Here is a 23,734-nt window from a genome sequence, read left to right on the forward strand (position 1 = left end):
TAATCTTATGCTTAACAAGCACAGATATTCTCGATTTCTTAACTAGTCAAACCTTTAATTATAGACAAAAAAACATTAAACATAATTGACTATTTGTCAACTGTAGTAGTTTTTTATCAGCTAGCATCTGTCGTGAGAACTAGTTAGTGAAGCTGGGCAAAAACCACTTCTAACTATCAAAAAAACGAGCATTTCTGAATTGCGGAAATGCTCGTTTTTTTTGATATCATGATTTATAATTAAAATAAGAAAAAACAATTATAAATCCATTACAATGTATAAAGATTATAACACAAATCAATTAAGTTTAGAAGTAAATCTTGCCTACGATATTCCAACAACTCACGAATCGAGAATGATCATCCTCTTTATAGACAGTATCCCTAACTAAGTGTTACTGGAAGAGACCTCTTATACTGCCTTTCATCCAACTATGCTCATGAAGATAACATTGTACGCTTATTTTCGTCAAGTGTTCTCCGAACATAAAATCGTTCAAGTAAATGAGGAAGTGATCCCCATGAAATTGTTTAACCAAGATACCTATGTTAACTATAAAACAATTAATAATACTGATAAATTAAAACGTATTATAAATTTCATATAGAAGTATATAATATTATTGTGAAACTTTTTATATAGAAAATATGTTTAAAAATCTAATTTTTAAACTAGAACTATTTCACATTTAAATGTCTATAAAGCTATAACAAAAGAGCCCCTCCTTAAAATATTCAATAGAATATCCTAAGAATGATAGCTCTTTTAAAGTTCTATTTCCAAAATCTGTGTAAAGACATAATTTTTACTTGTAGTTTTCAAACATACATTTGGATAAGATTTTAAGATTCTTCGAACATTGGCCAATCCTATACCCCGTCCTACTCCTTTTGAAGAATTGTCACGCTTGAATATATCTCTCAGTTCGATCTCTCTTTCTAAAGTAGAATTTTTAACAATCATGACTAATTTATTCCATTCTGTATCCTCAAGAAAACAAACTGCTATTCCTCCTTCTGCTGCGGACTCTATAGCATTATCTAACAAGATAGAAGTAATTGTTAAGAAGTCAATTTGTTCCATATTTTTTATAGAGAACTGTTCACTAATCTCCAGGGAAACTGGAACAGATAAGTTTTGGGCCTCCGATAACTTAGATAATAGTAAACTCTTTAGCGCCAAATCATTGATATTTCTTAGTTGTGCTACGTCAAAACGCTTACCTTTTAATTTTTCACCAGAATTTTTTAAAACACTATCATAAACTTGAGAAACTAGATTAATATCTTTTTGATCTATACCTATTTTTAAGCTGGACAAAATATTAGCATAATCATGTCTAAAGCTTCTAATTTCTTGATACAACCCTTCAACTTGTTGACTATAATGACTAAGATTTTGCAATTGAATTTCTTTTTGTAAAACGACTTTCTCCTGTAATTCTTGAAGTAATTTTCTATCCAAGAGATTAACAAAACAAATAAACAATAAAAAGTAAACTGCTGTCAATAATTCTTTATAATCCAACATTCTATCCCAACTTATTTTATCACTATAGTTTATATAAGATGGTAAGATAAAATAAGCTAGCATTAAAGTATCCGCAGTAATTAAAATAAATTTTGTCTTTGTATCCAAGTTCTTTATTTTTAAATGACTAAAATTATATCGAAAGAGACTAATAAGAAAAAACACAATAATTTCAGCTAATAAAGAGAAAATCATTGTTCCTAGATTAGTTTCGTATAGTCTATGCAATATTGGAATCTTAGAAATTACAAAGTAACCTAAAAAGTTTTTGATGACATCCCAAAATCCAAGTGGAAATAATGAGTAAAAAAGTAATAAAGAAACCTTACTTCTTAATTCACCAATAGACAAAGTATATAGTATAAAAAAAGTTGGATAAATCAATAATGACCCAAAAAAATAAAATTCAGTTGATTCAAATACAACAATAAATAGTAATGTTGAAAGATAGTACAGAATAATGGATACTACTACTTTTTTTAGGTTTAATCTCTCATCTACAACCTTAGAATGGATACATAACAATAGAAAAACACCTATAATATCTAGCAAAAATATCATCTAAATCTCCTTAGTCATGAAGTCTTTCTACAACTTTCAAGAGTGAACGAATTTTTAACCTAGATACAATACAAGAAGACCCGTTTTGAAAATGAACTACCCGATTTTCTTTATCAATTAAGGATATATTATAAGGATTTACGATAAACGATCTATGGCATTGAAATAAGCGTGGTTCCTGTTCTATGATTTCAGATAATTGTCCATAAAACTCAACGATGTCTCGTTTTGAATAGAGTGTCAACTTATGGGCAATTGTCGATGTTTCAATATATAATAAATCTTTAAAAGGGACTTGAATCTGAGCTTTAGGTCCTGTAAATACAAAAGAGTCCTCAGATACTGTTCTCCCTTGATTATCGCAAACACTTGAAATCACATTTTCAATTCGTTTGATAAATGTTGGTTCAGGTAATTCTTTATCAATAAAATCAATAGCTGATACTAAATATTCGAAAGATACAGGCATAAACTCAGAATGTGTTGTTACAAAAGCAATCACAGCTTGAGAATCACGTTTTCTAATTTCTCTTGCAACATCCAACCCTCTTTGGTCATCATCTTTTATTTCAATATCAAGTAAAAATAATTGATGACTTCCTCTCTCTGAAATATTTTCTAAAAGTTGATGAGGTTTCCCATAAACTTCAAAATGTCTACACTCGATTTTGTTTTCAAACAAAATTTTTTTTACAATATTTTCAATTCTAGTTTGTTGTATAAAATTGTCTTCTAGTATAAAAATATTCACTTCTTCTCCCTTACATCTTTTTCCATTTGTTTTTTAAGATTGTAAAATATCTCCTAGAACAAGAAATATCTGAAACTCTATTATCCATAAACATAATCGTTCTTGTCTCATGATTAAATCCTGCTATTTTATATTTATTAACAAGAAACTTTCTATGACATCTAATAAGCTCTTCTGAACTTTCCTCTTCAATTTTAGCTAAAGAGGTTGAAGCTTCAAAATTTCCTTCTGCTGTTACAAAAAGAACAGCATGAGCTTTTGTTGGATGCGTTGTGACATAATAAATTTGAGATAGTGGTACCCTTACTAAAGCTCTACCTTGATATAAAATATAGTCTTGCATATTTAGCCTCCTCCTATAGGTTTTATATTATCAGAATTAAGGAAATTAAATTATAAAAATCTTAAAAGGTTTCTATACTATCTTAAATGGTAAAAATTATCTTAGTTTAGACATTTCATGATAATATAGATACTCTTTGGTATTTCAATATTGCTCATCTTTTTTCTTTTGATAAACTAATATTAAAAGAAAGGAAAACTATGAAGTCCATTCAAATTCTGCACTCTTCTTTATTTGGCTATATTTTATCTTTATATTTAAAATATTATTTCTTAAAAAAAATAGTTAAAAATACAAAAATCTTACAGGGACATAAAATTAACTACAAATATAAATCTTCTATTTATTTTATCATAAAATCGGGGTTTTTAACATCTGAAAAAATGAACCTCTATTTAAAATCTATCCAATTTCATTCAAAAAAATCAGAAATCATCATCATAGGTAGTCAGATTGATTATGATGAGCTTTACCGCAATCACTATAGAGTGTTTGGTGTTATAGACATCACTAACGATAAATCATTAACGTTTATCAAAGATAAAGTTCATTTTTACTTGGTTGGGCTCTATGAATTGAAGAAGGATGAGAATGATTAAGTGTCTTGAATAAATTCTCAGTCTTATAACTTTATATTCGTAATCATCCATCCATTTCATCATAGAATTTTGATTTACTTCGATTTCTTACTACAGTTTGATAGCAGGCGTTATGCCCGTTTTAGAGTACTGATATTTTACCAGTCTTCTGTATTCTGAGTCTGAATTATTGAGATTAATTAGAACGTATGCTATTTTTTTAATGCTGACGTTCGTTACCTACCTATGTTTGGGGATATTCCTGCTGTCATCGGAGAATTTACGAATTAGTTCACTCGCTCACATATAACAATTTAGTTCTGAAATTTCTTTATTCATAGTAGTCTCTCGTATAAAGGAAATTGTAGAAATTGTTCTGCTATCCTCGTGAATACCCTAGTTACAGTTTGCTATTAATACCTAGCCTTCTTTTTTGTCGCCGTAACTCATCTTGATTAAAAGACCACTCTTAACCAACTATTCAGCCTTATGATTTATACTTCTTTTCGTAAATTTAATACTACTAAACCCTATTGTCAACACAAATATGACCACTAAATGTCTACCAATAGGAAGAATGGTTTTATCAATTATGTATTCATCTCCGCTTCATTTGTGATAAACCAAGCATATCAACTGCCAGTTACAGATTTTATTCCCAGTGTGAATGAAATCTGTGCTGCCACTATTCTAGCTGTGATTGGACCAACTGTTACAACCTTTTAAATAACCCATGAAACTCGAAACACTTATCCTAGGTGGAATACTTGCTAACATATGTACATGTTCTAGCATTAAGTGACCATCGATAATTTCAACTCCTTTATAACTACACAAGCGATGAAATATTTCGTCTAAACTACTTCGATATTGATTATAGATGATTTTTCGTTTATACTTAGGGGTGAACACAATGTGATACTTACAGTGCCACTTTGTGTGCGATAAACTATGAGCCTTTTGTGCCATATTTTTCTCCTTTCGCTTTACAATTGGCTTGAACACCTTTATTGTATCGCGTTCGGAGTTTTTTTGGTATAACCTTCGACGCACACCCGCATAGCAGGTGGTTTATTTGTCTCACACCTAACAGAGCGAGACGAACTGAAAGTCACATAATAAAAAACACCAGCTAAAGCTAGTGTTCAAATGGAATGGCCTACAATCTATTTCTTTCGTGAGACATAATTCATCACTATAGTCAATAAACAAATTGAAAAAATACCAAACTCTAACAAATTAACTGAATGATATATTAGAGATACTCCGTTTACTAAAATCAAAAAATTGAACGGAAACATCTTTTTCATATCTCTAGCAAAAACTTGCTGCAGCAATTATACCAGTAGCAATTAGTGCAGCAGGATTCAGTCCCGAAGCTAAATAAAATGTAGCAGCTGTCCCCAAGATACACTTAGCTGAGGCTCCACCTTCAACAACAGAAAGTTCTTCTTCTGACAAATTTATATAGTTTTTCATAAGTTTCTCCTAAACTAACAATATACTCTTGCTGCCATTCCAGCCATAGCAGCACCAGCTAAAGGAGAGCCATAAATAGTTCCCGCAGTTCCTAGTGCAGCAACTGACAAAATACATGCCCACTCATTCTTTCCACCTTCAACAGTGGCAAGTAACTCAGTATCCAAAGGTTCAAATTGTGAAATTGTTTGTGTATTCATGATGAATACCTCCTCATATCTTTTATTTGTCTGTTGCAACTTGACATCTTTAGTATATCACGACCATAAAAGATTATAATTAAAAATATCAAAAGGTATGAATTACATCATGAAATGTCTTTTTTATAGATTTACAAACCGCTTAAGATAATTAATGCACCTCTTAAGGATAAGCCCCTGTCCATACTAGTATCAATATAGCATGTCTTATACTAAATTGCGTTTAAAACATATAACCAGGTGTATGATAAAATTAAAAATAAGACAACCATTCACTCCCACAAAGAAAATAGTGAAAGTAACCCGGCTATTCCTCTGAAAGTCTGTCACAAATAGTTCTATTTTCGTAAAATGGTAAAGAAAGAAACAAATAGATCCAACAGCTATTAAAATCAGTACGATTTTTATCATTTTTTCCATCTTCTCCCTCTACTAGTTGTAATTGGTATTAGTACACTTGTCGCTATCAGATAATTCCAGTCTTTCGACCAACTCCAGTTGCTCTATCCTTATACCCTTATCAGAGAAAATTTTATAAAACGATTCACTTCCTTCCATCTTTTCTAAATCTCTCTAAATTCTTCTCCAGTTGTTCCTTATGAAGTTGATTCTTTGCTTCCTTTAATGTGTCGTCCAAAGTTTCTTCCCTATAAGTTGCTTCTGTTTTTAGTTGTTCTGATCCTTGATCTGGAGTGAAAATGATATCTAACAATCGGTCTATTTTTTCAAGATCTTGGACAGGCATACCAGATAGTCTATGAATCAGCTTTTTAAATACATCACTATTGTCGTGATTTTTCTTAAAAAATGTTGTAAACATCTATAACCTCTCAAAAAAAGCAGCCTATCAGGACTGCTTAGTGTAATTCGGAAATCGCATCATAAATTGACTGCAATTTCTTATTGTCTTTATTCTTTGTGTCAATCAACGTATGTAGCTCTTCAATTTTCTTTTGACTACTTTGAATATCGCTATTGTTATCCGCAATCAGTCTTTTAAGATGTTGCTGATAACTTGTAGTGATATCTGTCTCTTTTCCTGTTCTAACCTCTGTAACTTTGGGTTTAGAACTAGAATTTGATTCCGTCACAGGTGCTTGTTTTCGCTTTTGAAAAGCTGCTTCATAATTTACATCATTACCTCCTTCATGATTTCCAAATAAGGCCGCAATTTTATCTGGGTCTTCTTGATTTTCTGATTTACTCTCTAATGGTTGATTAAAATTCCAATCTTTTGTCATTCACTCATTTCATCCTTTCTAAATTCAGAATCATCGAATTGTCTTTCTTTACCAAAGGCATGGTCAAGAGCTTCTTCAAAACTCATGTGACTAATGCTTTGACGCCTTTTGAACGTCGCAAACATCGCTGTCTCCAGTTGTTCTTTATAAGCAGCGAGTTTTTCTGTCTCTCTTGCTACCTTACTTTCTTGCCTAGTGACCTTTTCTTCTAAGCGTTCAATAATGGTCATATACGATCCTCCTTCATTCTAATATTAGCTAAAACATCTTGATTTTGTTATCACAATTCTAAACATTGAGAGGTTTGTCTTACTGGTTGATTCCTCAATGTCTCTTTTGCAGTCTCGATCATCAATTGTAAATCTGATTTCTTTTCTCTAAGAATATCGTTCCAGTCTCTTTTTTCTTTCCCATATTCATTATCAGGTAAATCCAGTAAAACAGGAAATCCTGATTGAGATAACTTATCAGAAAAATCTTTACCCGCATCATCACAATCTACTGCTAGTGTCAATAAAGCAGGATGATTATAAAAATAGCTGGTTGTATCACGAATTGTATTGATTAAGGGCAATAACTTTGAAGGTGTTACTGTATCTAAAAATTCCAACTTCTGATTTTCTTCAGCTATCAGTCGTAAAGTTTGATAAGCAACAACAGACCTTTTTAATCCTTCCATAGATACCAAACGAACATCAGATAGACTTTGTTGATGAAGTTCGTAATAGCTCATCAAGTCGATGAACGATTCACAAAAGACCAGTCTATTTGGTTTACCAATGTCAAAGGATATTCCAACATGTCCATGGCTTCCTTTTAGAATCGTTTTTAACCTCTCTCTTGGGATAGAATGATTCTTATAAATCCCTTGTAGGCTTGATGCCTGCAGTTTGTGACGATGATCAAAGCTTTTAAAAACAATAACAGGTTCAACTGTTTCATTTGTTTTCCAAGTGGCTTGTGCCATCAATCCTTGTTGAATCATCTTTTGTACGATTTCTTCTGCGATTCCTCTACATTCTGTTAAATAATATCTGGCCAGACTACAGTTAGAATCTTCTATTCTCTTTAAAGGATAATAAAATGGTCTCTCTCTTTTTTCTTGAACAGCTTCTTTTTGAAAAGGTTCTTCAGAAAGAAAGGCTAGAGCTTCTTTAAAAGAGATTCCCTTAACAAGTCGAACAAAATCAATGACATCACCTTGAATATCTCTTGAAAACCATTTAAAAGTATTGGTAGTTAAAAAAATCCGAAATGAATCGTGTTCAGGATGTTCATAGACACTGCTCGAAACTTGTTTAAAGGAGATACCTAAACGATTGGCTACATCAAGAATTGAAATTTGCTTACATTCTTCTATTTCCATGCAATATCATCATTTTGTCGTAGTATTTGGCAGTGATGGAACAGATGAGGATTCTTCTAAAGTTTTAGGAGTGGCCTTATCCAAATCATCTAACCCAGATTTCCAAACCTGTACTTGGTTGACCAATAACTTACCAGGTAGTTTAGAATAGGATAACTTAACTGTTCTTGTTTCTGTCTGATTAGTCTTTGATTGGTTGGCATTCTTTAAATCAGATACATAGGTTACATTATAAGAGACCATGGCAATAGCTTGATTCGTAGTCTGATTGACAAAGATATCTGCTTTTTCAAAATGATAATCCAAAATATAATCCTTATACACTTGGTTCATGGCATCATTTTGACTTGACAATTCTTTAGAATAAGCCGATTCAGTCATATAAGGTTGAATACGTGTATTATTTTCTCCGAGCTTTTCTTTCGTATAGTACTGAGTCAAAAATTCTTTTACAGTATCCGATGACAAAATGCTGGCTTTATCTTCTGCTTGTTTGTCCTCTACAAGTTTAGCTGCAGCCAATTCGATTTCTTTGCGACTTTGTTTAGCAGTAGAATGTTGACCAGCAGTATATCCCATCATGAGAATAAAGCTAGTTGCGGCTACTGCTCCAACACTAATTAAGGCTTTAGTTTTGACTTTATTTAACATCTTAGACCTTCTTTCTATAAAAACTAGGTCAAGAATAACAAAAAGAACTTGTAAGTTTTATCACATCACAACGAAAGGTAATTCCTACATTTCAGGCGCAAAATCGTACAGTTCAGAGAAAAATATCAAAATTAGCTGTCTTCAGTTTATAATATAAATATGAACAAATTAAAAGAAGAAAATTTGAGAAGAGCTCTTTCTCATATTGAACGACATAAACAAGCCATAAATACAAGTAATAATAGTGAGGACAATGATTTTCATACATTATTACTCCAATTTAGCTATGAAGTATATGAAAGAATCAAGGCAAATAAAAAACCTTATCCGAATTTAGATTCAGATAAAGTCTTTTGATTATCTAAAAAGTTCATATTTTTTCCTTATTTATGGAGTTAATGAAGCGCCAACTGAATCCTAGAACCAACATCAGATTGATGAAAAGGTACACAGCCGTAAAACTAGTTAAACCATGTTGTCTGATATCATCAAAATATAAACTAGGTTCAGTAAAGAACAAATAAATTCCATAGACCTCCACGAAAATAAGAAAACTAATAAAACCAATAAGGAAAAGTCCACTGGCAATAAGAAAGAGTCTCCATAAAAGAATGAGAATTCCTCCTACTGCTAAAAAAATTACTGGGATAAGGAGTAAATCATTCATGACTTTCTCCTTTCTAGTCAATCAATTGACGATAATGGGTGGCAAGAGAGGAATCAAACTCTTCTAATTTTTGAACTAAGCCCAAATACTCCTCTTTCTCATAATCTTCAAAGTCCACGCCTCGATGATTCTGAAGAGCAATTTCCAATTGGCTAGTGAGTTCTCGTTTGGAAAAACTGTAATCCCCCGTCACTTCCTCATAATGTTCCTTTAGTTCCTTATAAGCTTGATACTCTTCAGGCGTTTGAAATCCCTGTACCAAGGCCTCTTCTAATTGATAATAGGTATCTTCCATCATAATCGTTACCTCGTTTCTTTCTATCTTTATTTTACCGCGCTTTTCTTTTCTTGTCCGCTATTTATATCTATTTTTTAATCCAATTCAAAAGAAAGTTGTTCTTGCTTTTCGTTTCCTTTTTCGTGGAATTGTCTTAAGGCCTGATCAATAATATCTAAATCCGTTTCTGTTTCAATCAATGGCGCGAGTACATCGTATTCGGCCTTTTTAGTTTGATAATCCTCTTCCTTTGAAAAATTTTTCTCAATTTCTACTTTAGCAGTAGTCCATTTATCCTTTAATTCATCCAATAAGTTCTGAGTTTTCACTTGGTCCTCTTTAATGTGATCAATCGTATGCTGAAGCCTTTGAATTGTCCCCAAAGGAGAATACAAATCTAAACTGACAGAATACTGATTTTCTCCTACAATCTTAACAGAGAAGGTTTCAGGAAGAGGTTGATTTGTTGGAAGACTAAGCATTTTAATGTCAAATCCTCGATAGCTTGCTAGGGTACGGAATTCTTTGCTGTCAGCTTGATTATGACGGATAAGACGGTGTAGGGATTCCCCTGCTTCAGCTCGTTGATCAAACGCTTGCTTACCTACCGTCATAGAAAATGCCTGGTCTTTCGACATTTCAGACTGTTGAATGTCGCCTTCATACTTGCTTAATCGTTTCTCAAGAATGGGCATATTTTCTTCACAGTAGGAGATTGTATGACGATAGTGATCCTTGCTGCGTTGAAAGGCGCGTCTTTGATTTTCTAATAGAGTTAGATCATTCTCTAGTTCCATCTTATATTTGAGATAAGGATTACCTGTTGCTAGTGCCTTAAAATCAGAAGCTGTCATGGTCTGCTCATCAATATCTTCTGCAGCACGAATCGGCTCCTTAGAAGTCATAATCTGCTTAATATAACGGAGTTTGTTCTCCTGAGTTGCCCATAGATAATTATCAAACGAACCTTTGGTAATGTAGTGGTAAATATCCACTTCCTTGTTTTCATTTCCCTGTCGGATAATCCGTCCATTGCGTTGCTGAATGTCACTTGGTCTCCAAGGGACATCCAGGTGATGAACTGCTTTCATCTTGCTCTGAACATTTAAACCTGTTCCTCCTTTTTCGGTTGAGGCAAGGAGAATCCGCACCTCTCCTGCATTGACCTTTCTAGATAAGCTATTCTTCTTTTCATCACTATTGGCATCATGTACAAAGGCAATTTCTTTACTAGGGATTCCTCTATCAACTAATAAAGCCTTAATCTCAGAATAAACATCAAAGCCATTATCTTTTTTCTTAGGTGTGCCAATATCTGAAAAAATCATCTGAGTAGCCTTATTTTCCATTCCCTCACGATAAATTCTTTCAACATTATCCACTACCTGAAGCAGTTTATGATTGTCTGCTAGACTATAACTAGAGTCCAATAAACGCATATCAATAGCTAGTTTCCGTGCCTCACCTGTTATCTTTAACATGTTATCCTGACTCGGATCAACTGTTCCACATTTGACCATATCTGACCTCATAACTAATTCTTCTAAATAGAGTTTCTGGTTTTCAGTTAACTCACTCTCAATAGGAATAATATGAGCTTCTGGAACAGGTAAATCCAACATATCTTGTGTTTGAATGTCGGCTGTTTCTTTATAGATTTTCATCAACTCAGGGAGATTGACAAACTTTTTAAATCGTTTCTTAGGTTGGTACTTATCCCCTGTAGGAGCTAATTCCATAGAGTTTTGAATTTCTCCAAAAGCACCTACCCAAGAGTCAAAATAATCAACTTGATAGCGTTTTAAGATATCTGGTTGAATATAGTTCATCATAGTGTACAACTCACTAATAGAATTGGAAACTGGTGTTCCTGTCGCAAAGACAATGTTTTTAAAATCATGTTCTTCCTGAATCTGTCGAACCTTCATTTCCATATCCACATTCTTCTTAGACGTTGTATTGGTAATCCCTGCTACATTTCCAAGTCCAGTAATCGGACGAATATTTTTAAAGTGATGTGCTTCATCCACAAAGAGAAAATCAATTCCTAGATTTTCAAAATCAATAAAGCTATCACGATTGAAGCGTTGGAGTTCTTCCAATTGTTTCTCTAGACCACTTATTGATTGTTCTGCTTCTTTAACGGTATACTTATTTTCCGAATGTGTTTTAATCTCTCGTAGTTCATTGAGTTTATCCTCAATATAGTTCATCTGTCTTTCCTTACTGACAGGGATTTTTTCAAATTGAGAATCCCCAATGACAATGGCATCGTAATCTCCTGTAATAATACGTGACACAAATTGTTTTCTTCTCGCCTTCACAAAATCTTTCTTAGTGGTCACAAAGACTTTTTTAGTAGGAAAAAATTTCATGATTTCTTGACCAAATTGAGCAGACAAACTAGAGGGTACTACATACAAGGGCTTATGAACCATCCCTAACTCCTTTAATTTAAACCCAGCACCAAGCATGGTCAAGGTCTTTCCTGAACCTACCTCATGAGCTAATAAGGCTCTTTTTTCTTCTATAATTCTTTGAATGGCATTCTCTTGGTGAGGACGAAGACTAATGTTTTGAGCCAAGCCATCAATAACTAAATGGCTACCGTCATACTCTCGACTAACTGTTCGATTATAAAGACGATTATAGCTTTCCTCAATGACTTGTTGGACTTCTGGATACCGTGAGACAAATTCTTGAAAGAGCTCTTGTAAATGCTGCTCTTTTGCTCTTAGAACAGAGGTTTTTTCCAAATCTGTGATAGTCTTTTTCTTTTCTCCTTCCGTAACAGTCATAGTAATCGTCGGTTGGTTTGAATTTAGTAAATTCTCAAAAATCTTTCTTCCTGTATCATAACGTGACCCACTGACTCCAAGACTACTATCTTTGGCACTTGGATAGCGATAAGCAAATGATGTCCTTAAATGAACCTGGCCATCGACAGGATTCACTTCAATGACTTGTTCCACATCAGGCGAAGACAATTCAAATTCACGATTAGTAAAACATTCAAAGGCAAATTTTCCATAAACGGATTGAGGTATCCAACGTGACCCTATTTTAAACTCAATATCTGCCAGATGAATCCTTGGAGGGCGAACAGATTCTAACAAATCTAAAGCATGAGTCCAGTCACATTCTTGATTGTTTTCCTCCACTAATAGTTGAACTACTTCTATCTTGTTGAGAATGTCTCCTGATAAAAACTGGTTCTTAGAAAGATATTTTCTTTCTCCTCTTAAATAGCTTTCTGGATCCATTAAAATCTGGTCTCCTAACTCATCTAAAATAGCAGCTAGGCTATGTTCGGGATAAATTGATACCATATAGTCTAAATCAACCCCTCTACCATCCGATAAACTAGAGTTTAAGGCATCTAAAGCCGTTGATACTCTTGCAATCACTCTCTCTGGCCTAACCAATGCTTTCTCAAAAGCTAAAGATTTTTTATATTTTACTTTCTGACTTTTAGAATCAATGTATTCATCTTCTAAACTAGCTAGTAAGGAATACTTATCGTCACTATCAAATAAGTTCCGATTAACGGACGCATTCAAGTATCCAAATTGACTTACAAAACGGTCATAGTCACGATTGAGTTTACTAAGTAATACCTGAAAATCTGTTCGACTATAATCTGGATGACGTTGAATTTCAATTAAGGATTGATAGGTCTCTCTCAAATCAACCATGCCCTTAATGCGACTAATATCCTTATCCGATAAGGGACTTTCATAAAAGACAGTTTTTTTGAACAGTCCCTTATATTTCCCCCTTTTACTCGCTTCTTCTGACTTGTAAACATCTAGTGCTTCCTCATCAGTCAAATGAAGTTGCACGAATCGGTCTATTTTATGTTCAGACAAAGAACTGTCCCAAGCTTTAAACTCTCCCTTCTCGTCTACATAATAACTAATTTCGTCTACTTTTGAACTTTTCCGAATGCCATGTGTATCTCGGTAATAAATTTGATTTCCCTCATATCCAAAAGAATAGAGCGCTAAGTTCTCACGAATACGACTTGGGATAGAATGATCCACTTTTTCTTGGATAAAAACAGGTTCTTTCAAAGAATTGTCAATTGGTTTAGGTGCCTCCACATTCTCTAATGCTTCCATGATGTCAGTAGTGAATGTTTCTGATTCCCCCTTAACATTGAGAGTTCCTCCATTAAAATTGCGTACCTCATATTCACCCAAAACTTGTGTATTGTATTTCCCATCAAAATAAGGATTGATCCAGACACGCTTATCCTCCTCAAAGGGAATAGAGCCACTAAAGACAAGCTCCTCCTCATGAAGATTCTTTGCTTGATCCTTTTGAAAGAAGAGGAGGTCTGTGGTCACTCGAGTACCTGCAATCTTTTTAAAAGCCGTATCCGGCAAACGAACTCCCCCTAAAAAATGAGTGCTCGATTTAATCTCTTGTAAGACATTATCCGTCCGCTTATCCATTGTGCCAATAGATGAGATAATCGAAACTTGTCCTCCGTCTCTTACTAAATCAAGTGAGTGTTTGACAAAGTAGTCATGAATCATATAAGGTCTATCATAATTTTTATCTGCAATGCGAAAATTTCCAAATGGTACATTCGTTAAGACTAAATCAAAACTATTATTTTGATAGGGAACTTCTTCAAATCCTCGCACTTCAATATGAGTATTGGGATGAAGTTGTTTTGCGATTGCGCCTGTCACACTGTCTAATTCAACTCCATAGAGTTCTGATTTCTCTCGTATACTTCTAGGCATCGCCGCAAAGAAGTTCCCAGTCCCCATAGAAGGATCTAAAATTCTTCCTCCCTCAAAACCATCATCCAGTAACTTTTGCCAAATCTGGCGAATAATCATTGGGTCGGTATAATAGGCTGTGAGAGAACTTTGTTTCATGGTCGAGTATTCTGATTTACTTACTAAGCCCCTAAGAGTTAAACGTTCTGTTTCATACTTTGGATTGAGTTCGTCGAAAAATTCATTGGCAAGGCCACCCCAGCCAACATACTTGGCTAGTAGTTCTTGTTCTTCTGGATTCGCTTGTCTTCCCTCTTTTTCTAATCTTTTAACAAGATTAATTGCGGCGATATTCGTTTCAATTTTTTCTCGATTTGTCTTAGGATAAAAGTTCTCTAAATCATCTGGAAAAACAAAATCTTGAACAGAGACATCCGTCTCTTCTATACCTGAAATTAGAGTTTCTGTTTCCTTTTCATTTTCTTTTTCTTCTTCCAAATAGGAAAACAAATCTATTTCCTGACTTTCACTTGATGATTCAATCTCAATCTCTAATTCTTCTTTCTCAAGTTCTACAAGAGACAATACTTGTTCAATCTCTTTCAAACTGTTCAAGTATAAGATAGGATTCTCTTCAAATAACTGGTTGGAATCATTGAATAGCTCTAGGCGAACTAAGTCATTTAACTGTGCATTTTCAATCGAAACCAACTGAAATACTTGTCCTTTATAACTTACTTGTGAACCGATTGGATATTCCCTCAAAGCTTCTTCTACAATTTTATCGACATTAGAAAAGGAGTTCGTTTCTTCCGTTTCCTGTTCAATATCACTTGAAGGAGATAAGGATTCCGCTACTTGATTAGACTTTTCTCTTATAGCCTTTACTTCATCAAAATGAGTAATAATCTTCAGCTTTTGTGTCAGTGGAAGTTGTTGGTAGTTTTCTTCATGATGGACAAGATCCGTAACAGTATCTAAAGTAGCCATCAATTCTGAACCCAAATAGGCTAGAACATCTCCCTCTTTTTCTTCAAAATGAATCTCAAGAACTTCTTTTTTAAGCTCTTTTGAGTCAACCATTAGAAGAAACTCCTCTATATCTCTACTAATGCGGTCAGATAGATTATTCGCAACCCGATAGACATTGACTAAATTGACATCCTGATTCTGATGAAATACAAGCTCACTTAATGGTTCTAACTTCTCTTTTTCAGATTGGATGTAAAATCGAGTGGAAAGGTTATAGGTTGCGACTTCTAGCACCAAGTTTTTCTCCCAACTACTTAATTGAGATAATTTACTTAGACCTGCTTGTCCAAAATTTCTTGTATAACTTTCTAAATCTTGGTCATGATTTTCAGAACTAGCCTCTAGGAAAGAAACAATATCTTGATCAAAAGAATAGACGTGAGGAATCTCTTCTATCTTGCCCTCTTCAGCCAAAAAACTCTCTACCAAATCCTGCCATTTCTCATCAAAATGTTGCGCTTGATAACGAAGAAATAGGGCCATTTTCTCTCTATCTTTTGGAATTGTTCCACGAAACATAGCCAATAATTGCATTACTTCCATACTCGCTCCTTTCATCTATACGAAAATAGGAGAATCACATGATTCCCCTACAACTCTATCTCCATTTCCACCTCTTGAGGACTGGTTTCTAAATCACTAGACAAAAGAGAAACGGCATCTGTTCTCATGTAGTAATTATATAAGTCTTCAAGGTCTTGTTGGTTTTCAATCCCTGTTTCAATACTAATCAGAGCCTGTATAAATTCCTTGTAGTGACTCTCCATCATATCTGAAATCTTTTGTTTCATTTCCATAAATACTGATGTCGGTTCAGTTATACTTGTTTGTTCCATGTCTTGTAAATCCTTTTCTAAGGGATTGGTTCCTTCTTCTACTTCCACTAAATCTGAACGACCATCACCATCAGAATCTGCGCTAAGAGGATTGGTTCCTAGCGCCAATTCTTGAGCATCAGTCAGTCCATCTTGATCCGAATCACGTTGATAAATGGCTTCCATATAGTTCCTTCTTTCCTAGTTAATCTTTTTTCACTCCAATCCTACCAAATATTCCTTGAAAGAAGTATCACAAATCGAGTAGAGGATAATCTCTAGCCCCTCTCACACCACCTTACGTGCCGTTCGGCATACGGCGGTTCAACTAACTTTTAACGCATGTCGTTCAAGGTAATAATCCAAACACGAAACCAGTCCACGTTTTTCGAGGGTGCCCACGGAGGACTTACACCTCAGACGCACGACATGCCCGTCGTACACAAAAAACGGTTCATTACCTAATATGGTAATGAACCGTTTTTGAGAATATAAAGAAAGATTTGGATTTGATAAACCTAACTCAAATTACTTATTAATGTACTGAGTAACGTTTTGCAATATCCGCGATATTATCAGCGATAAGGTCTGAAGTCAAATGAGAGCCTCCATTATCCAACTCTTCAAACCAATTCTTCAATACAACATTTGTGACAGAAGAAACAGTATCAGGAGTAATGCGATAATTCTTCCGTAAAAACTGTTCTACCTCAACTCTAAGAGCTTGTTTTTCATTTGTCAAAATCATATCGTGTCCTCCTCAACTAAGATTAGTTTATTTGCAATTTTTTGATCACATATACAAAGTTGTGTATCACCCTGATATTTTCCCAAAAGAATATCAGCGGTTTTTTCTAAGGAATTTACTCCCTTGAAATAGTCATCTAAAGTGACTTTCAAACGAGTAACTTGACCATCAAGAACTGGGCCAAATACTGCTGAAAAATTATGAAAATTAGTTCCAGCCTTAGCGTCTAACTTCAATCTATTTTTATAAACAAACTGAAAGTATTCTTTATCAATTTCAAAAATCTTCGTTTCAACATCATTAGAATCTTGAAACTGATAACTTAAAACAACAGGCTTTACGTTTGGATTAAAAGGAAGTTCATCTTTTGTTTTTCGCTGAGCCCATTTAACAGCCTGATCAAATTTAGATGTCACATAAAATCCTATACCAAAATCACAGTTCCGTTTACTATGATAAACATCTATTCCATCTTTTAAAGATGGAACCTGAGTAGATGTCGTTCCGTGATACCAAACGGCTGTGTTGCTAAATTGATTACTAAAGCTTAACTCTCCCATAAATTAATTATATCATTTTACTATAATTTATGCACGTACTATTTTATAAATTTCATCTCTCATTAACTATTTTCCGTTTTAGTCATTAATCCATTGATTAATATGTAAATCAAAAATCACTAATAGTATCAGTGACCTTTGATTCTTAAATTGAATTTTGCTCCTTTAAAATAAAGTCCTTAAACGCATTATTGAAAATAGTGATAGCCTTAGAAGCTTTTCTGCTCATTAAGTAAGTAAAAGAAACGGGGGTGGTTACTGTAGTGGTTTCAAGATGAGCAATCTTATCTGTAAAAGTCTTTTTTAAGTAAAGGGGCAGAAAGGAAATGCCTTGATTCATTTCTATTAGTTTGGCAGTTACTGTAATATCATTGATAGTAGTGAAATCGGCTTCTGGAACTAGCTCAATGATTTCTTTTTTTAGATTTTCCCAATAGACGGGGTGGTTATCGGATAATATTTTATAGTTTTTAAATAATTGTAATTCGTCGCATTTTACTGTTGTTTTAGGATAAAAGAGGGCAATCTTTCCTTCACAAATTTGTTCGGATATGATTTTTTTACTATATGGAACTTCTCTATCAATACCAATATCGAATGTATTCGTTTCAATAGCTTGTTCAATATGGCTATTTAGCACGGATACAGAGATATCAATATCTGGATAGCGCTGAAAGAATTCCTGTAAAAATTGTGGTAAAAGGTATGTGGCAATGTAAGGAGATACGGCTATTTCTATATGAAATTGTTGTTTTTTATTTTGTAGCCTAATCTTTTGAATACTTTGCTCATAGGTTTGTATAAGATTTTCAGCAATCTCTATAAATTCTCTTCCAACAGCAGTTAGTGTCAAGTTTCTTCCCACTGTTTCGAAAAGTTGAACTTGAAGGTGCTTTTCTAATTTCTTAATTTGTTGATGTAGTGTTGGTTCGGTAAGAAATAGCTCTTCGCTGGCTTTACGATAATTGAGATGTTTTGATAATACCAAAAAAGTGTAATACCAATCTAAGTTCATAGTTACTCCTATTTATAAATTTTTTCTTAATGATTTCTAAACTTTTTTCAAATTTTAAAATACCTTGATATAGTATACCATATTATTACAGATAGGAGCTCGTATCTAATAAAATAAGGAGTGAGGTATGATATACATTCAAGATAATACAATTAGAGATGGTATGCAGCAAACGTCGATTAAGAAAGATGTTGCAACTAAGAAAAAGGTTATTACTGAGATTAGTAAATCCAAAATTCATTCGGTTGAGATTGGTATGTGTGATACTATTCAAGATTTGAATATTTTAAAAGGCTATATGCGTATATTAAGAAAAGATCAATCTGGGGTAGTTTTAACTCGCTTGATTGAGAGTAGTATTGACTTAGCATTCCAGCTGTATAGTATGTTTCCTAATACGGTTATTAAACTACTGGTACCTGTTTCTAAGATGCATATAACCGAAAAATTAAAAACTAGAGAGGATATCTATCTAAAACGCTTAGAGAGAATTTTGGATTATTCTAAAGAAAAATCACTGCATGTAGATATGGTCTTAGAAGATTCAACACGTGCTAATAGAGAATTTTTATTCCAAGTATTAGATATTGTTTCAAACTATGAAGTAGGATTTGTAACTTTAGCAGATACTGTTGGATGTTCTACGCCAGATGAATATGGAAAAATGTTTAGTGATATTCATAGTAGATTTCCAGCTCTAAAGTTATCAGCGCATTGTCATAATGATTTAGGATTAGCAACAGCTAATACAGTAGCTGCGATTATGAATCATGCAAGTCAGATTGAGACAACCTTTTTAGGAATTGGGGAACGTGCTGGTAATACATCTTTAGATGAGGTGATTGCTATTTTACAAAAGAAGAAGTTTGATGAAATTGACTTTGATTTGCAGACTGTATATCAACTGTCTATAAAGATAAGTGATATTTTAGAGTATGATGTAGCACCCACTAAACCAATAATAGGGAAGAATGTCTTTGTACATGAATCAGGAATTCATCAAGATGGAACTATGAAAAATATTGAAATGTACCAGTATTTATTGCCGAATGAATTAGGAATTCCTAATTCCACTAATTATACAATTAGTGGAATATCTAGTAAAAAGGTTTTATATAGATATTTTGAATCGTTAGTAGGAGGTGATGTCAATATTGATGAACTAATAAGTTTTTATAGAAAATTGAGTAAAATTACTGATAAGCTTAGTCCAGAAGATTGTTTAGAATTGTTTAAATTAGAAAGAGGTTAATAGTGAAAATTTTAGAATTAAATCAGGAGAATTTAGAAATTCTCAAATCTAAATTAAACGCTGGATATCCCATCATAGTTCCAACAGATACTAACTATAATTTGTGTTGTCTTCCAGATAATAGGATGGCTATTAACCGAATTTTTGAATATAAAATTCGGCCTAAAAATAAGCCTCTCTCTATTTTCATGTCCAATCCTAATGATTGGGAAAAATATGGTAAGACTTCACAAACAAATTTAATGAAATTATTGGTCGATGAGTTTTGGCCAGGAGCACTAAATATAGTGGTAGAAAATATTAGTCCATTTCATTATGCAATAAATGATAGTTCCACAATTTCCTTGGGATGTGTTCAAAATGAAGTTTTTAGAGAATTTGTAGAATATTTAGGAGGAGTAGTTGCAATTACCTCAGCTAATATCTCTGGAACAGCTGATGACCTACTTATCACAGAGGAGGTCGCTGATGAACATATGGGAGATAAAGTTGATTATTTGTTAAAATCAAATGTAGAATCATTGGCTACTAAATCAAGTACTATAATAAAAGTTAATGATATTGGAACTGTCACTATTTTGAGGGAGGGAGATATTAGCAAAAAAGAAATCCAAAATGTATTACAAAAGGAGGGATATGTAATTGAAAAATAAGTTGGGAATAATATTCTATCGGATTTTATCAAGGGCATATTTCTATTTACCCTTTTTATTAATAATTTTATATTCAAAAGGATACTCAATTATAGGTATAGAATTATTGATGTCTTGTTATGGAATAGGAACGTTTGTAAGTTCTACTTTTATTAAAAGGTACATTAGCAATATTCCATCAAAGAGATTATTAATTCTGAGTGAAGTTGTCAAATTAATTGGATTAGGGTTATTAAGTTTATCTGATAGTACAATTTTAATTGTTATTGCTCAACTATGCTTAGGAGCAAGCTATTCTATTGGAGCTGGTGAGGATACTAATCTTATCCAGTACTTCTTAGATTCTGAAGCAACTGATTTTCAAAATAGAACAAATGGCTATATGTTCATCTCATTATTATTTTCTGGAATTATTGGGGGGACTCTTTATAAACTAAATCCTAATTATCCGATTTATGCCACGATTATTGCCACGATTATTAATACAATATTACTTTCTTTATTAGTACCTCTAGATTATAAGAAAGAGCAACGTGAATTTAGAAATACTACTAAATATCATTTGACGAATTTTGAAAAATATTGGGTTGGTCATTATGTTTTCCTAAGAGGAATCATCCTAGGACTATTTACAGGATTTTTACCATTTTATTTTTTTACAGATCTGCATATTTCAACTCAATATTTTGTCTTAATATTGGCTTCATACACTTTGATGGGAAATATCTCCTCGAAATTTTTTGTTAATAAGAATAGATACTTTTCTTCCGTACTATTGTTCCCATCTTTGCTATTATTTCTTACCAACAATATTATTTGTATTTGTTTAGGTATGGTTTTATTGGGGCTATCATCTGGAATTACTAGACCTCAGACTATTAAAATGTTAAAAGAGAGTAATAGCAAATTGTCTATTGTTCTGAAAATTGCAGAAGTGTATTATGCTTGTTTTAATATCATATTTCTTATGTTAGGAGGTCTCTTATATTTAAATTTTAATTTTGAAGGGGTAATATGTATGTCGCTAATCGCTTTAGCTATTTATTGTATATTTAGCTTTATAATTCTTAAAGGAGAAAAAAATGAAAATTAAAACAACATTTAATAATATTTTACCAAAGGAGTTTGGAAAGGAAGCAAAAAGGGAAGATATAATGCAAGGAAATCCGGTTCGTTCTTTTGCGTTTGAAGTTGATAATTTACCCAAAGGTACTGAATATATCGCTTTTACTCTTATTGATTATGATGCCATTCCTGTTTGCTCTTTTCCTTGGATTCATTGGAGCGTTGCTGATTTAAAAGTTAATGGTGATAGTATTCAGATTGAAGAAAATATGAGCCGAATTGGTCAATTAATTCAAGGTAAAAATAGTTTTTCTAGTCAATTTTTAGATGGTGATTTTTCTGAAATTGATACAATGTTTGTTGGACCGACTCCACCTGATCGAGACCATAACTATACTTTAAAAGTGTTTGCATTATCAGAGAAAACAGGACTTAAAAATGGCTTTTGGGTTAATGAATTACTAAATAAAGTAAAGGATTTAACTTTGGGTACGGTTGAGTTAGACCTTATTGGAAAATGTTAAAGTCATAATTGGTAAACCTAAATAAATTAAACGTTTAGGTCTTGTTATTATCTTGTAAAACCAGTAAAGTAGCTAAATCTACTATTTTTAGGGGAGTTAGTCACAAAGAAAATCAAACAGTTAGACTGACTGTTTGAGTATGAAAAAAGCAGATAAAAAATCCCTTGAGTAAATAACTTGAGGGATTTTAAAGGTTGGGATAGGGTATTGAAAAGCTCGTACAAAGTATAATAAAAATCCCCACCAAAATTTGAAAATCTATTGAAATGTATTGAAGTTTATTAGCAGAATACATAAGTGGAAAGCTTAATTTTAATACATTTAGAAGATTATTGAAAAAGAAATATCACACTTTCATTCTTATTAAAATTCTTATAACTGTATTTTGAATGATTTTCCCAAACCAAGCATCCCTCTCTCTTATAAAATATATACATTCAGTTGTATGAAATGTAATATTGTTCTTATCAGACTTGAAACTTTTACTAATCCAACTATTTATCTTATACATTTAATTTAAACCTATAGTATCCTATTTTCTTAATATTCTACAGTGTAGGTTGTTTGGAGCATATCATCAACAAAAAAGAGAACGAGCCAAAACTTCGTTCTCCTTAAAATATAAAACATTACTATTAAAGTAAAAAAGATGGCTTACAGAACCTGTAAGCCACCTAGTCAGTCGGTTTATTCTGGTGTCCGCCACCGCTTGGCCCTTATGTCCAAGATTACTATCAGATTGACCATGAGCCAACCACTCATCTACACCATTATTCTAACGAATATGAGCTACAAATGCAAGAGAAAAACTTATTTTGGATTTATACACTATAGAAAACATACACTATCTTCAGATTGAACTTTTGTTCAAAATAAGCTATAATGAATTTAAGTAGAAACAGGAGGTAGAACAAATGGCTACAATCAGTTTAACACGTGATATAAAACTAACAAACGAAGATGCTCTAAAAATTCTTAATCATAAACCATCTAAAAAGCTACAAGCAGTCTTGAAATCTATTGAATCACAAGACGCTACCGCTCCAACGAAAAATAAACTCATTTCAAAGTATCTGTAAGATGACAATTCAAGTAACACCACTTAAGCAATATCTTGAAAATATTCAAGTGCTGGCTCCTGATAAAACTGAGAAACAAGTTCAGGAGCTATTTAAAACTATCATTTTAGAAAATGTTGATTTCAACGGTAATGAAGAGATGTTGACTTATCTATCTGATAAAGCTCCCAATTTTGAAAAACAACATCGTTCTCGTAATTTTATCGTTGAAGAAACTGAAACAAATAACATCTTAGGATTCTTTAGTTTATCTCTCAAAGTTGTTGATATTTCTGATTTAGAGAAATCCTTAAAAAAGAAACTCGTCCTAAAAGGGAAAAGTCCCAAAAATATTGATTATCTCCCTGTGTTACTTATCGGTCAATTCGGCAAAAACACAAAGCTAAATAAACTATCAGGACAAGAGTTATTTGAAATTGTAATTCAAAAAATTGAAGAATTTCGAGCAATTGTAGGAACTCAGATGGTATTTTTAGATAGTATCAATCATCCTAAAGTCATTCAATTTTATGAACAGTTCGGATTTGTTGCTTACAGTCAATTGATTAAGGACGATCATCAAGTAAGTTATCAGCCTATGGCATTAAATATGTCACTCTATAAAGAATAAGAAT

General features: G+C 33.0%; 26 protein-coding genes and 2 pseudogenes. 10 read left to right on the forward strand and 18 right to left on the reverse strand.

What is annotated here, in order from left to right; all coding sequences use genetic code 11:
- Window positions 1-274: 274 nt before the first annotated feature.
- A pseudogene (locus QM956_RS04095) lies at window positions 275-604 on the forward strand (IS5/IS1182 family transposase); the annotation flags it as partial.
- Between the two features lie 161 nt (window positions 605-765).
- On the opposite strand, the gene QM956_RS04100 reads toward QM956_RS04095, so the two are convergent.
- The 3 genes from QM956_RS04100 to QM956_RS04110 are packed head-to-tail and all read right to left on the reverse strand — an operon-like array spanning window position 766 to window position 3,185.
- Entirely contained in the window at window positions 766-2,091 is a 1,326-nt protein-coding gene (locus QM956_RS04100; RefSeq protein WP_219137290.1) for a GHKL domain-containing protein, read from the reverse strand.
- Between the two features lie 10 nt (window positions 2,092-2,101).
- Window positions 2,102-2,842 (reverse strand): response regulator transcription factor, encoded by a 741-nt coding sequence (locus QM956_RS04105; protein ID WP_219137291.1) that lies wholly within the window; start codon window positions 2,840-2,842, stop codon window positions 2,102-2,104.
- 10 nt (window positions 2,843-2,852) lie between these two features.
- Entirely contained in the window at window positions 2,853-3,185 is a 333-nt protein-coding gene (locus tag QM956_RS04110; protein ID WP_219137292.1) for a LytTR family transcriptional regulator DNA-binding domain-containing protein, read from the reverse strand.
- Between the two features lie 200 nt (window positions 3,186-3,385).
- On the opposite strand from QM956_RS04110, the gene QM956_RS04115 reads away from it, so the two are divergent.
- Window positions 3,386-3,784 (forward strand): hypothetical protein, encoded by a 399-nt coding sequence (locus QM956_RS04115; protein WP_219137293.1) that lies wholly within the window; start codon window positions 3,386-3,388, stop codon window positions 3,782-3,784.
- 696 nt (window positions 3,785-4,480) lie between these two features.
- Here the strand turns inward: QM956_RS04115 and tnpA are convergent.
- The 8 genes and pseudogenes from tnpA to QM956_RS04155 all read right to left on the reverse strand — a co-directional run.
- Window positions 4,481-4,732 (reverse strand): annotated as a pseudogene (gene tnpA / locus QM956_RS04120) (IS200/IS605 family transposase); the annotation flags it as partial.
- A 345-nt stretch (window positions 4,733-5,077) separates the two neighbouring features.
- Window positions 5,078-5,242, reverse strand: a complete 165-nt coding sequence (locus tag QM956_RS04125; RefSeq protein WP_219137294.1) for a Blp family class II bacteriocin — start codon at window positions 5,240-5,242, stop codon at window positions 5,078-5,080.
- Between the two features lie 14 nt (window positions 5,243-5,256).
- Entirely contained in the window at window positions 5,257-5,442 is a 186-nt protein-coding gene (locus QM956_RS04130; RefSeq protein ID WP_219137295.1) for a bacteriocin class II family protein, read from the reverse strand.
- 544 nt (window positions 5,443-5,986) lie between these two features.
- Window positions 5,987-6,262, reverse strand: coding sequence for a hypothetical protein (locus QM956_RS04135; protein ID WP_414302252.1), 276 nt, complete (start codon window positions 6,260-6,262; stop codon window positions 5,987-5,989).
- Between the two features lie 37 nt (window positions 6,263-6,299).
- A complete protein-coding gene (locus QM956_RS04140; RefSeq protein WP_414302253.1) occupies window positions 6,300-6,683 on the reverse strand; it encodes a DUF5945 family protein in 384 nt (127 codons plus the stop codon).
- Window positions 6,680-6,913 (reverse strand): DUF5965 family protein, encoded by a 234-nt coding sequence (locus QM956_RS04145; protein WP_000152419.1) that lies wholly within the window; start codon window positions 6,911-6,913, stop codon window positions 6,680-6,682. The genes QM956_RS04140 and QM956_RS04145 overlap by 4 nt, the downstream gene beginning before the upstream one ends.
- A gap of 50 nt (window positions 6,914-6,963) precedes the next feature.
- The gene (locus QM956_RS04150; RefSeq protein WP_414302254.1) at window positions 6,964-8,049 is read right to left on the reverse strand and encodes a thioredoxin domain-containing protein; all 1,086 of its coding nucleotides are present in this window, start codon (window positions 8,047-8,049) and stop codon (window positions 6,964-6,966) included.
- A gap of 9 nt (window positions 8,050-8,058) precedes the next feature.
- Entirely contained in the window at window positions 8,059-8,700 is a 642-nt protein-coding gene (locus QM956_RS04155; protein ID WP_414302255.1) for a peptidylprolyl isomerase, read from the reverse strand.
- 159 nt (window positions 8,701-8,859) lie between these two features.
- Here QM956_RS04155 and QM956_RS04160 point away from each other — a divergent pair, with 159 nt between their 5' ends.
- Complete coding sequence (locus QM956_RS04160; RefSeq protein WP_414302256.1) at window positions 8,860-9,057, forward strand: hypothetical protein; 198 nt, start codon at window positions 8,860-8,862, stop codon at window positions 9,055-9,057.
- Between the two features lie 13 nt (window positions 9,058-9,070).
- Here QM956_RS04160 and QM956_RS04165 read toward each other — a convergent pair whose 3' ends face one another.
- The 7 genes from QM956_RS04165 to QM956_RS04195 all read right to left on the reverse strand — a co-directional run bounded on the left by QM956_RS04165 (window position 9,071) and on the right by QM956_RS04195 (window position 18,547).
- Window positions 9,071-9,367 (reverse strand): DUF5966 family protein, encoded by a 297-nt coding sequence (locus QM956_RS04165; RefSeq protein WP_261013574.1) that lies wholly within the window; start codon window positions 9,365-9,367, stop codon window positions 9,071-9,073.
- Window positions 9,368-9,380: 13 nt separating this feature from the next.
- A complete protein-coding gene (locus QM956_RS04170; RefSeq protein ID WP_049500009.1) occupies window positions 9,381-9,665 on the reverse strand; it encodes a DUF5962 family protein in 285 nt (94 codons plus the stop codon).
- A gap of 74 nt (window positions 9,666-9,739) precedes the next feature.
- Window positions 9,740-15,952 (reverse strand): DEAD/DEAH box helicase family protein, encoded by a 6,213-nt coding sequence (locus QM956_RS04175; RefSeq protein ID WP_414302257.1) that lies wholly within the window; start codon window positions 15,950-15,952, stop codon window positions 9,740-9,742.
- Between the two features lie 47 nt (window positions 15,953-15,999).
- Window positions 16,000-16,410, reverse strand: coding sequence for a thrombospondin type 3 repeat-containing protein (locus QM956_RS04180; RefSeq protein ID WP_125417035.1), 411 nt, complete (start codon window positions 16,408-16,410; stop codon window positions 16,000-16,002).
- 349 nt (window positions 16,411-16,759) lie between these two features.
- Window positions 16,760-16,972 carry a hypothetical protein gene (locus QM956_RS04185; RefSeq protein ID WP_033680325.1) on the reverse strand — a complete coding sequence of 71 codons (213 nt, stop codon included), beginning with the start codon at window positions 16,970-16,972 and terminating at the stop codon, window positions 16,760-16,762.
- On the reverse strand, window positions 16,969-17,532 hold the full coding sequence (locus QM956_RS04190; RefSeq protein WP_247933188.1) for a DUF3990 domain-containing protein: 564 nt from the start codon (window positions 17,530-17,532) through the stop codon (window positions 16,969-16,971). Before QM956_RS04190 ends, QM956_RS04185 begins: the two co-directional genes overlap by 4 nt.
- Before the next feature lie 145 nt (window positions 17,533-17,677).
- The gene (locus QM956_RS04195; RefSeq protein WP_033680329.1) at window positions 17,678-18,547 is read right to left on the reverse strand and encodes a LysR family transcriptional regulator; all 870 of its coding nucleotides are present in this window, start codon (window positions 18,545-18,547) and stop codon (window positions 17,678-17,680) included.
- A gap of 127 nt (window positions 18,548-18,674) precedes the next feature.
- Here QM956_RS04195 and QM956_RS04200 point away from each other — a divergent pair, with 127 nt between their 5' ends.
- From QM956_RS04200 to QM956_RS04230, 7 genes are all read left to right on the forward strand, one after another.
- Window positions 18,675-19,799, forward strand: a complete 1,125-nt coding sequence (locus QM956_RS04200) for a LeuA family protein (RefSeq protein ID WP_173876164.1) — start codon at window positions 18,675-18,677, stop codon at window positions 19,797-19,799.
- A gap of 2 nt (window positions 19,800-19,801) precedes the next feature.
- Window positions 19,802-20,452, forward strand: coding sequence for an L-threonylcarbamoyladenylate synthase (locus QM956_RS04205; RefSeq protein WP_078352169.1), 651 nt, complete (start codon window positions 19,802-19,804; stop codon window positions 20,450-20,452).
- A complete protein-coding gene (locus QM956_RS04210; RefSeq protein WP_173876162.1) occupies window positions 20,442-21,545 on the forward strand; it encodes an MFS transporter in 1,104 nt (367 codons plus the stop codon). Before QM956_RS04205 ends, QM956_RS04210 begins: the two co-directional genes overlap by 11 nt.
- Window positions 21,535-22,041 (forward strand): YbhB/YbcL family Raf kinase inhibitor-like protein, encoded by a 507-nt coding sequence (locus QM956_RS04215; RefSeq protein ID WP_033680331.1) that lies wholly within the window; start codon window positions 21,535-21,537, stop codon window positions 22,039-22,041. The genes QM956_RS04210 and QM956_RS04215 overlap by 11 nt, the downstream gene beginning before the upstream one ends.
- Before the next feature lie 649 nt (window positions 22,042-22,690).
- On the forward strand, window positions 22,691-22,900 hold the full coding sequence (locus QM956_RS04220) for a hypothetical protein (RefSeq protein ID WP_173876161.1): 210 nt from the start codon (window positions 22,691-22,693) through the stop codon (window positions 22,898-22,900).
- Window positions 22,901-22,955: 55 nt separating this feature from the next.
- Complete coding sequence (locus tag QM956_RS04225) at window positions 22,956-23,120, forward strand: hypothetical protein (protein ID WP_000201399.1); 165 nt, start codon at window positions 22,956-22,958, stop codon at window positions 23,118-23,120.
- Window position 23,121: 1 nt separating this feature from the next.
- A complete protein-coding gene (locus QM956_RS04230; protein ID WP_247933187.1) occupies window positions 23,122-23,730 on the forward strand; it encodes a hypothetical protein in 609 nt (202 codons plus the stop codon).
- The last annotated feature ends 4 nt before the right edge of the window (window positions 23,731-23,734 follow it).

It is taken from the genome of Streptococcus mitis, assembly GCF_047460035.1.
Classification (GTDB): Bacteria; Bacillota; Bacilli; order Lactobacillales; family Streptococcaceae; genus Streptococcus; species Streptococcus mitis_DW.

Coding starts and splice junctions, on each gene's coding strand:
- QM956_RS04100 (WP_219137290.1), bottom strand. CDS start 2,091: ATGATATTTTTGCTAGATATTATAGGTGTTTTTCTATTGTTATGTATC.
- QM956_RS04110 (WP_219137292.1), bottom strand. CDS start 3,185: ATGCAAGACTATATTTTATATCAAGGTAGAGCTTTAGTAAGGGTACCA.
- QM956_RS04115 (WP_219137293.1), top strand. CDS start 3,386: ATGAAGTCCATTCAAATTCTGCACTCTTCTTTATTTGGCTATATTTTA.
- QM956_RS04125 (WP_219137294.1), bottom strand. CDS start 5,242: ATGAAAAACTATATAAATTTGTCAGAAGAAGAACTTTCTGTTGTTGAA.
- QM956_RS04130 (WP_219137295.1), bottom strand. CDS start 5,442: ATGAATACACAAACAATTTCACAATTTGAACCTTTGGATACTGAGTTA.
- QM956_RS04135 (WP_414302252.1), bottom strand. CDS start 6,262: ATGTTTACAACATTTTTTAAGAAAAATCACGACAATAGTGATGTATTT.
- QM956_RS04140 (WP_414302253.1), bottom strand. CDS start 6,683: ATGACAAAAGATTGGAATTTTAATCAACCATTAGAGAGTAAATCAGAA.
- QM956_RS04145 (WP_000152419.1), bottom strand. CDS start 6,913: ATGACCATTATTGAACGCTTAGAAGAAAAGGTCACTAGGCAAGAAAGT.
- QM956_RS04150 (WP_414302254.1), bottom strand. CDS start 8,049: ATGGAAATAGAAGAATGTAAGCAAATTTCAATTCTTGATGTAGCCAAT.
- QM956_RS04155 (WP_414302255.1), bottom strand. CDS start 8,700: ATGTTAAATAAAGTCAAAACTAAAGCCTTAATTAGTGTTGGAGCAGTA.
- QM956_RS04160 (WP_414302256.1), top strand. CDS start 8,860: ATGAACAAATTAAAAGAAGAAAATTTGAGAAGAGCTCTTTCTCATATT.
- QM956_RS04165 (WP_261013574.1), bottom strand. CDS start 9,367: ATGAATGATTTACTCCTTATCCCAGTAATTTTTTTAGCAGTAGGAGGA.
- QM956_RS04170 (WP_049500009.1), bottom strand. CDS start 9,665: ATGATGGAAGATACCTATTATCAATTAGAAGAGGCCTTGGTACAGGGA.
- QM956_RS04175 (WP_414302257.1), bottom strand. CDS start 15,952: ATGGAAGTAATGCAATTATTGGCTATGTTTCGTGGAACAATTCCAAAA.
- QM956_RS04180 (WP_125417035.1), bottom strand. CDS start 16,410: ATGGAAGCCATTTATCAACGTGATTCGGATCAAGATGGACTGACTGAT.
- QM956_RS04185 (WP_033680325.1), bottom strand. CDS start 16,972: ATGATTTTGACAAATGAAAAACAAGCTCTTAGAGTTGAGGTAGAACAG.
- QM956_RS04190 (WP_247933188.1), bottom strand. CDS start 17,532: ATGGGAGAGTTAAGCTTTAGTAATCAATTTAGCAACACAGCCGTTTGG.
- QM956_RS04195 (WP_033680329.1), bottom strand. CDS start 18,547: ATGAACTTAGATTGGTATTACACTTTTTTGGTATTATCAAAACATCTC.
- QM956_RS04200 (WP_173876164.1), top strand. CDS start 18,675: ATGATATACATTCAAGATAATACAATTAGAGATGGTATGCAGCAAACG.
- QM956_RS04215 (WP_033680331.1), top strand. CDS start 21,535: ATGAAAATTAAAACAACATTTAATAATATTTTACCAAAGGAGTTTGGA.
- QM956_RS04220 (WP_173876161.1), top strand. CDS start 22,691: ATGGCTTACAGAACCTGTAAGCCACCTAGTCAGTCGGTTTATTCTGGT.
- QM956_RS04225 (WP_000201399.1), top strand. CDS start 22,956: ATGGCTACAATCAGTTTAACACGTGATATAAAACTAACAAACGAAGAT.
- QM956_RS04230 (WP_247933187.1), top strand. CDS start 23,122: ATGACAATTCAAGTAACACCACTTAAGCAATATCTTGAAAATATTCAA.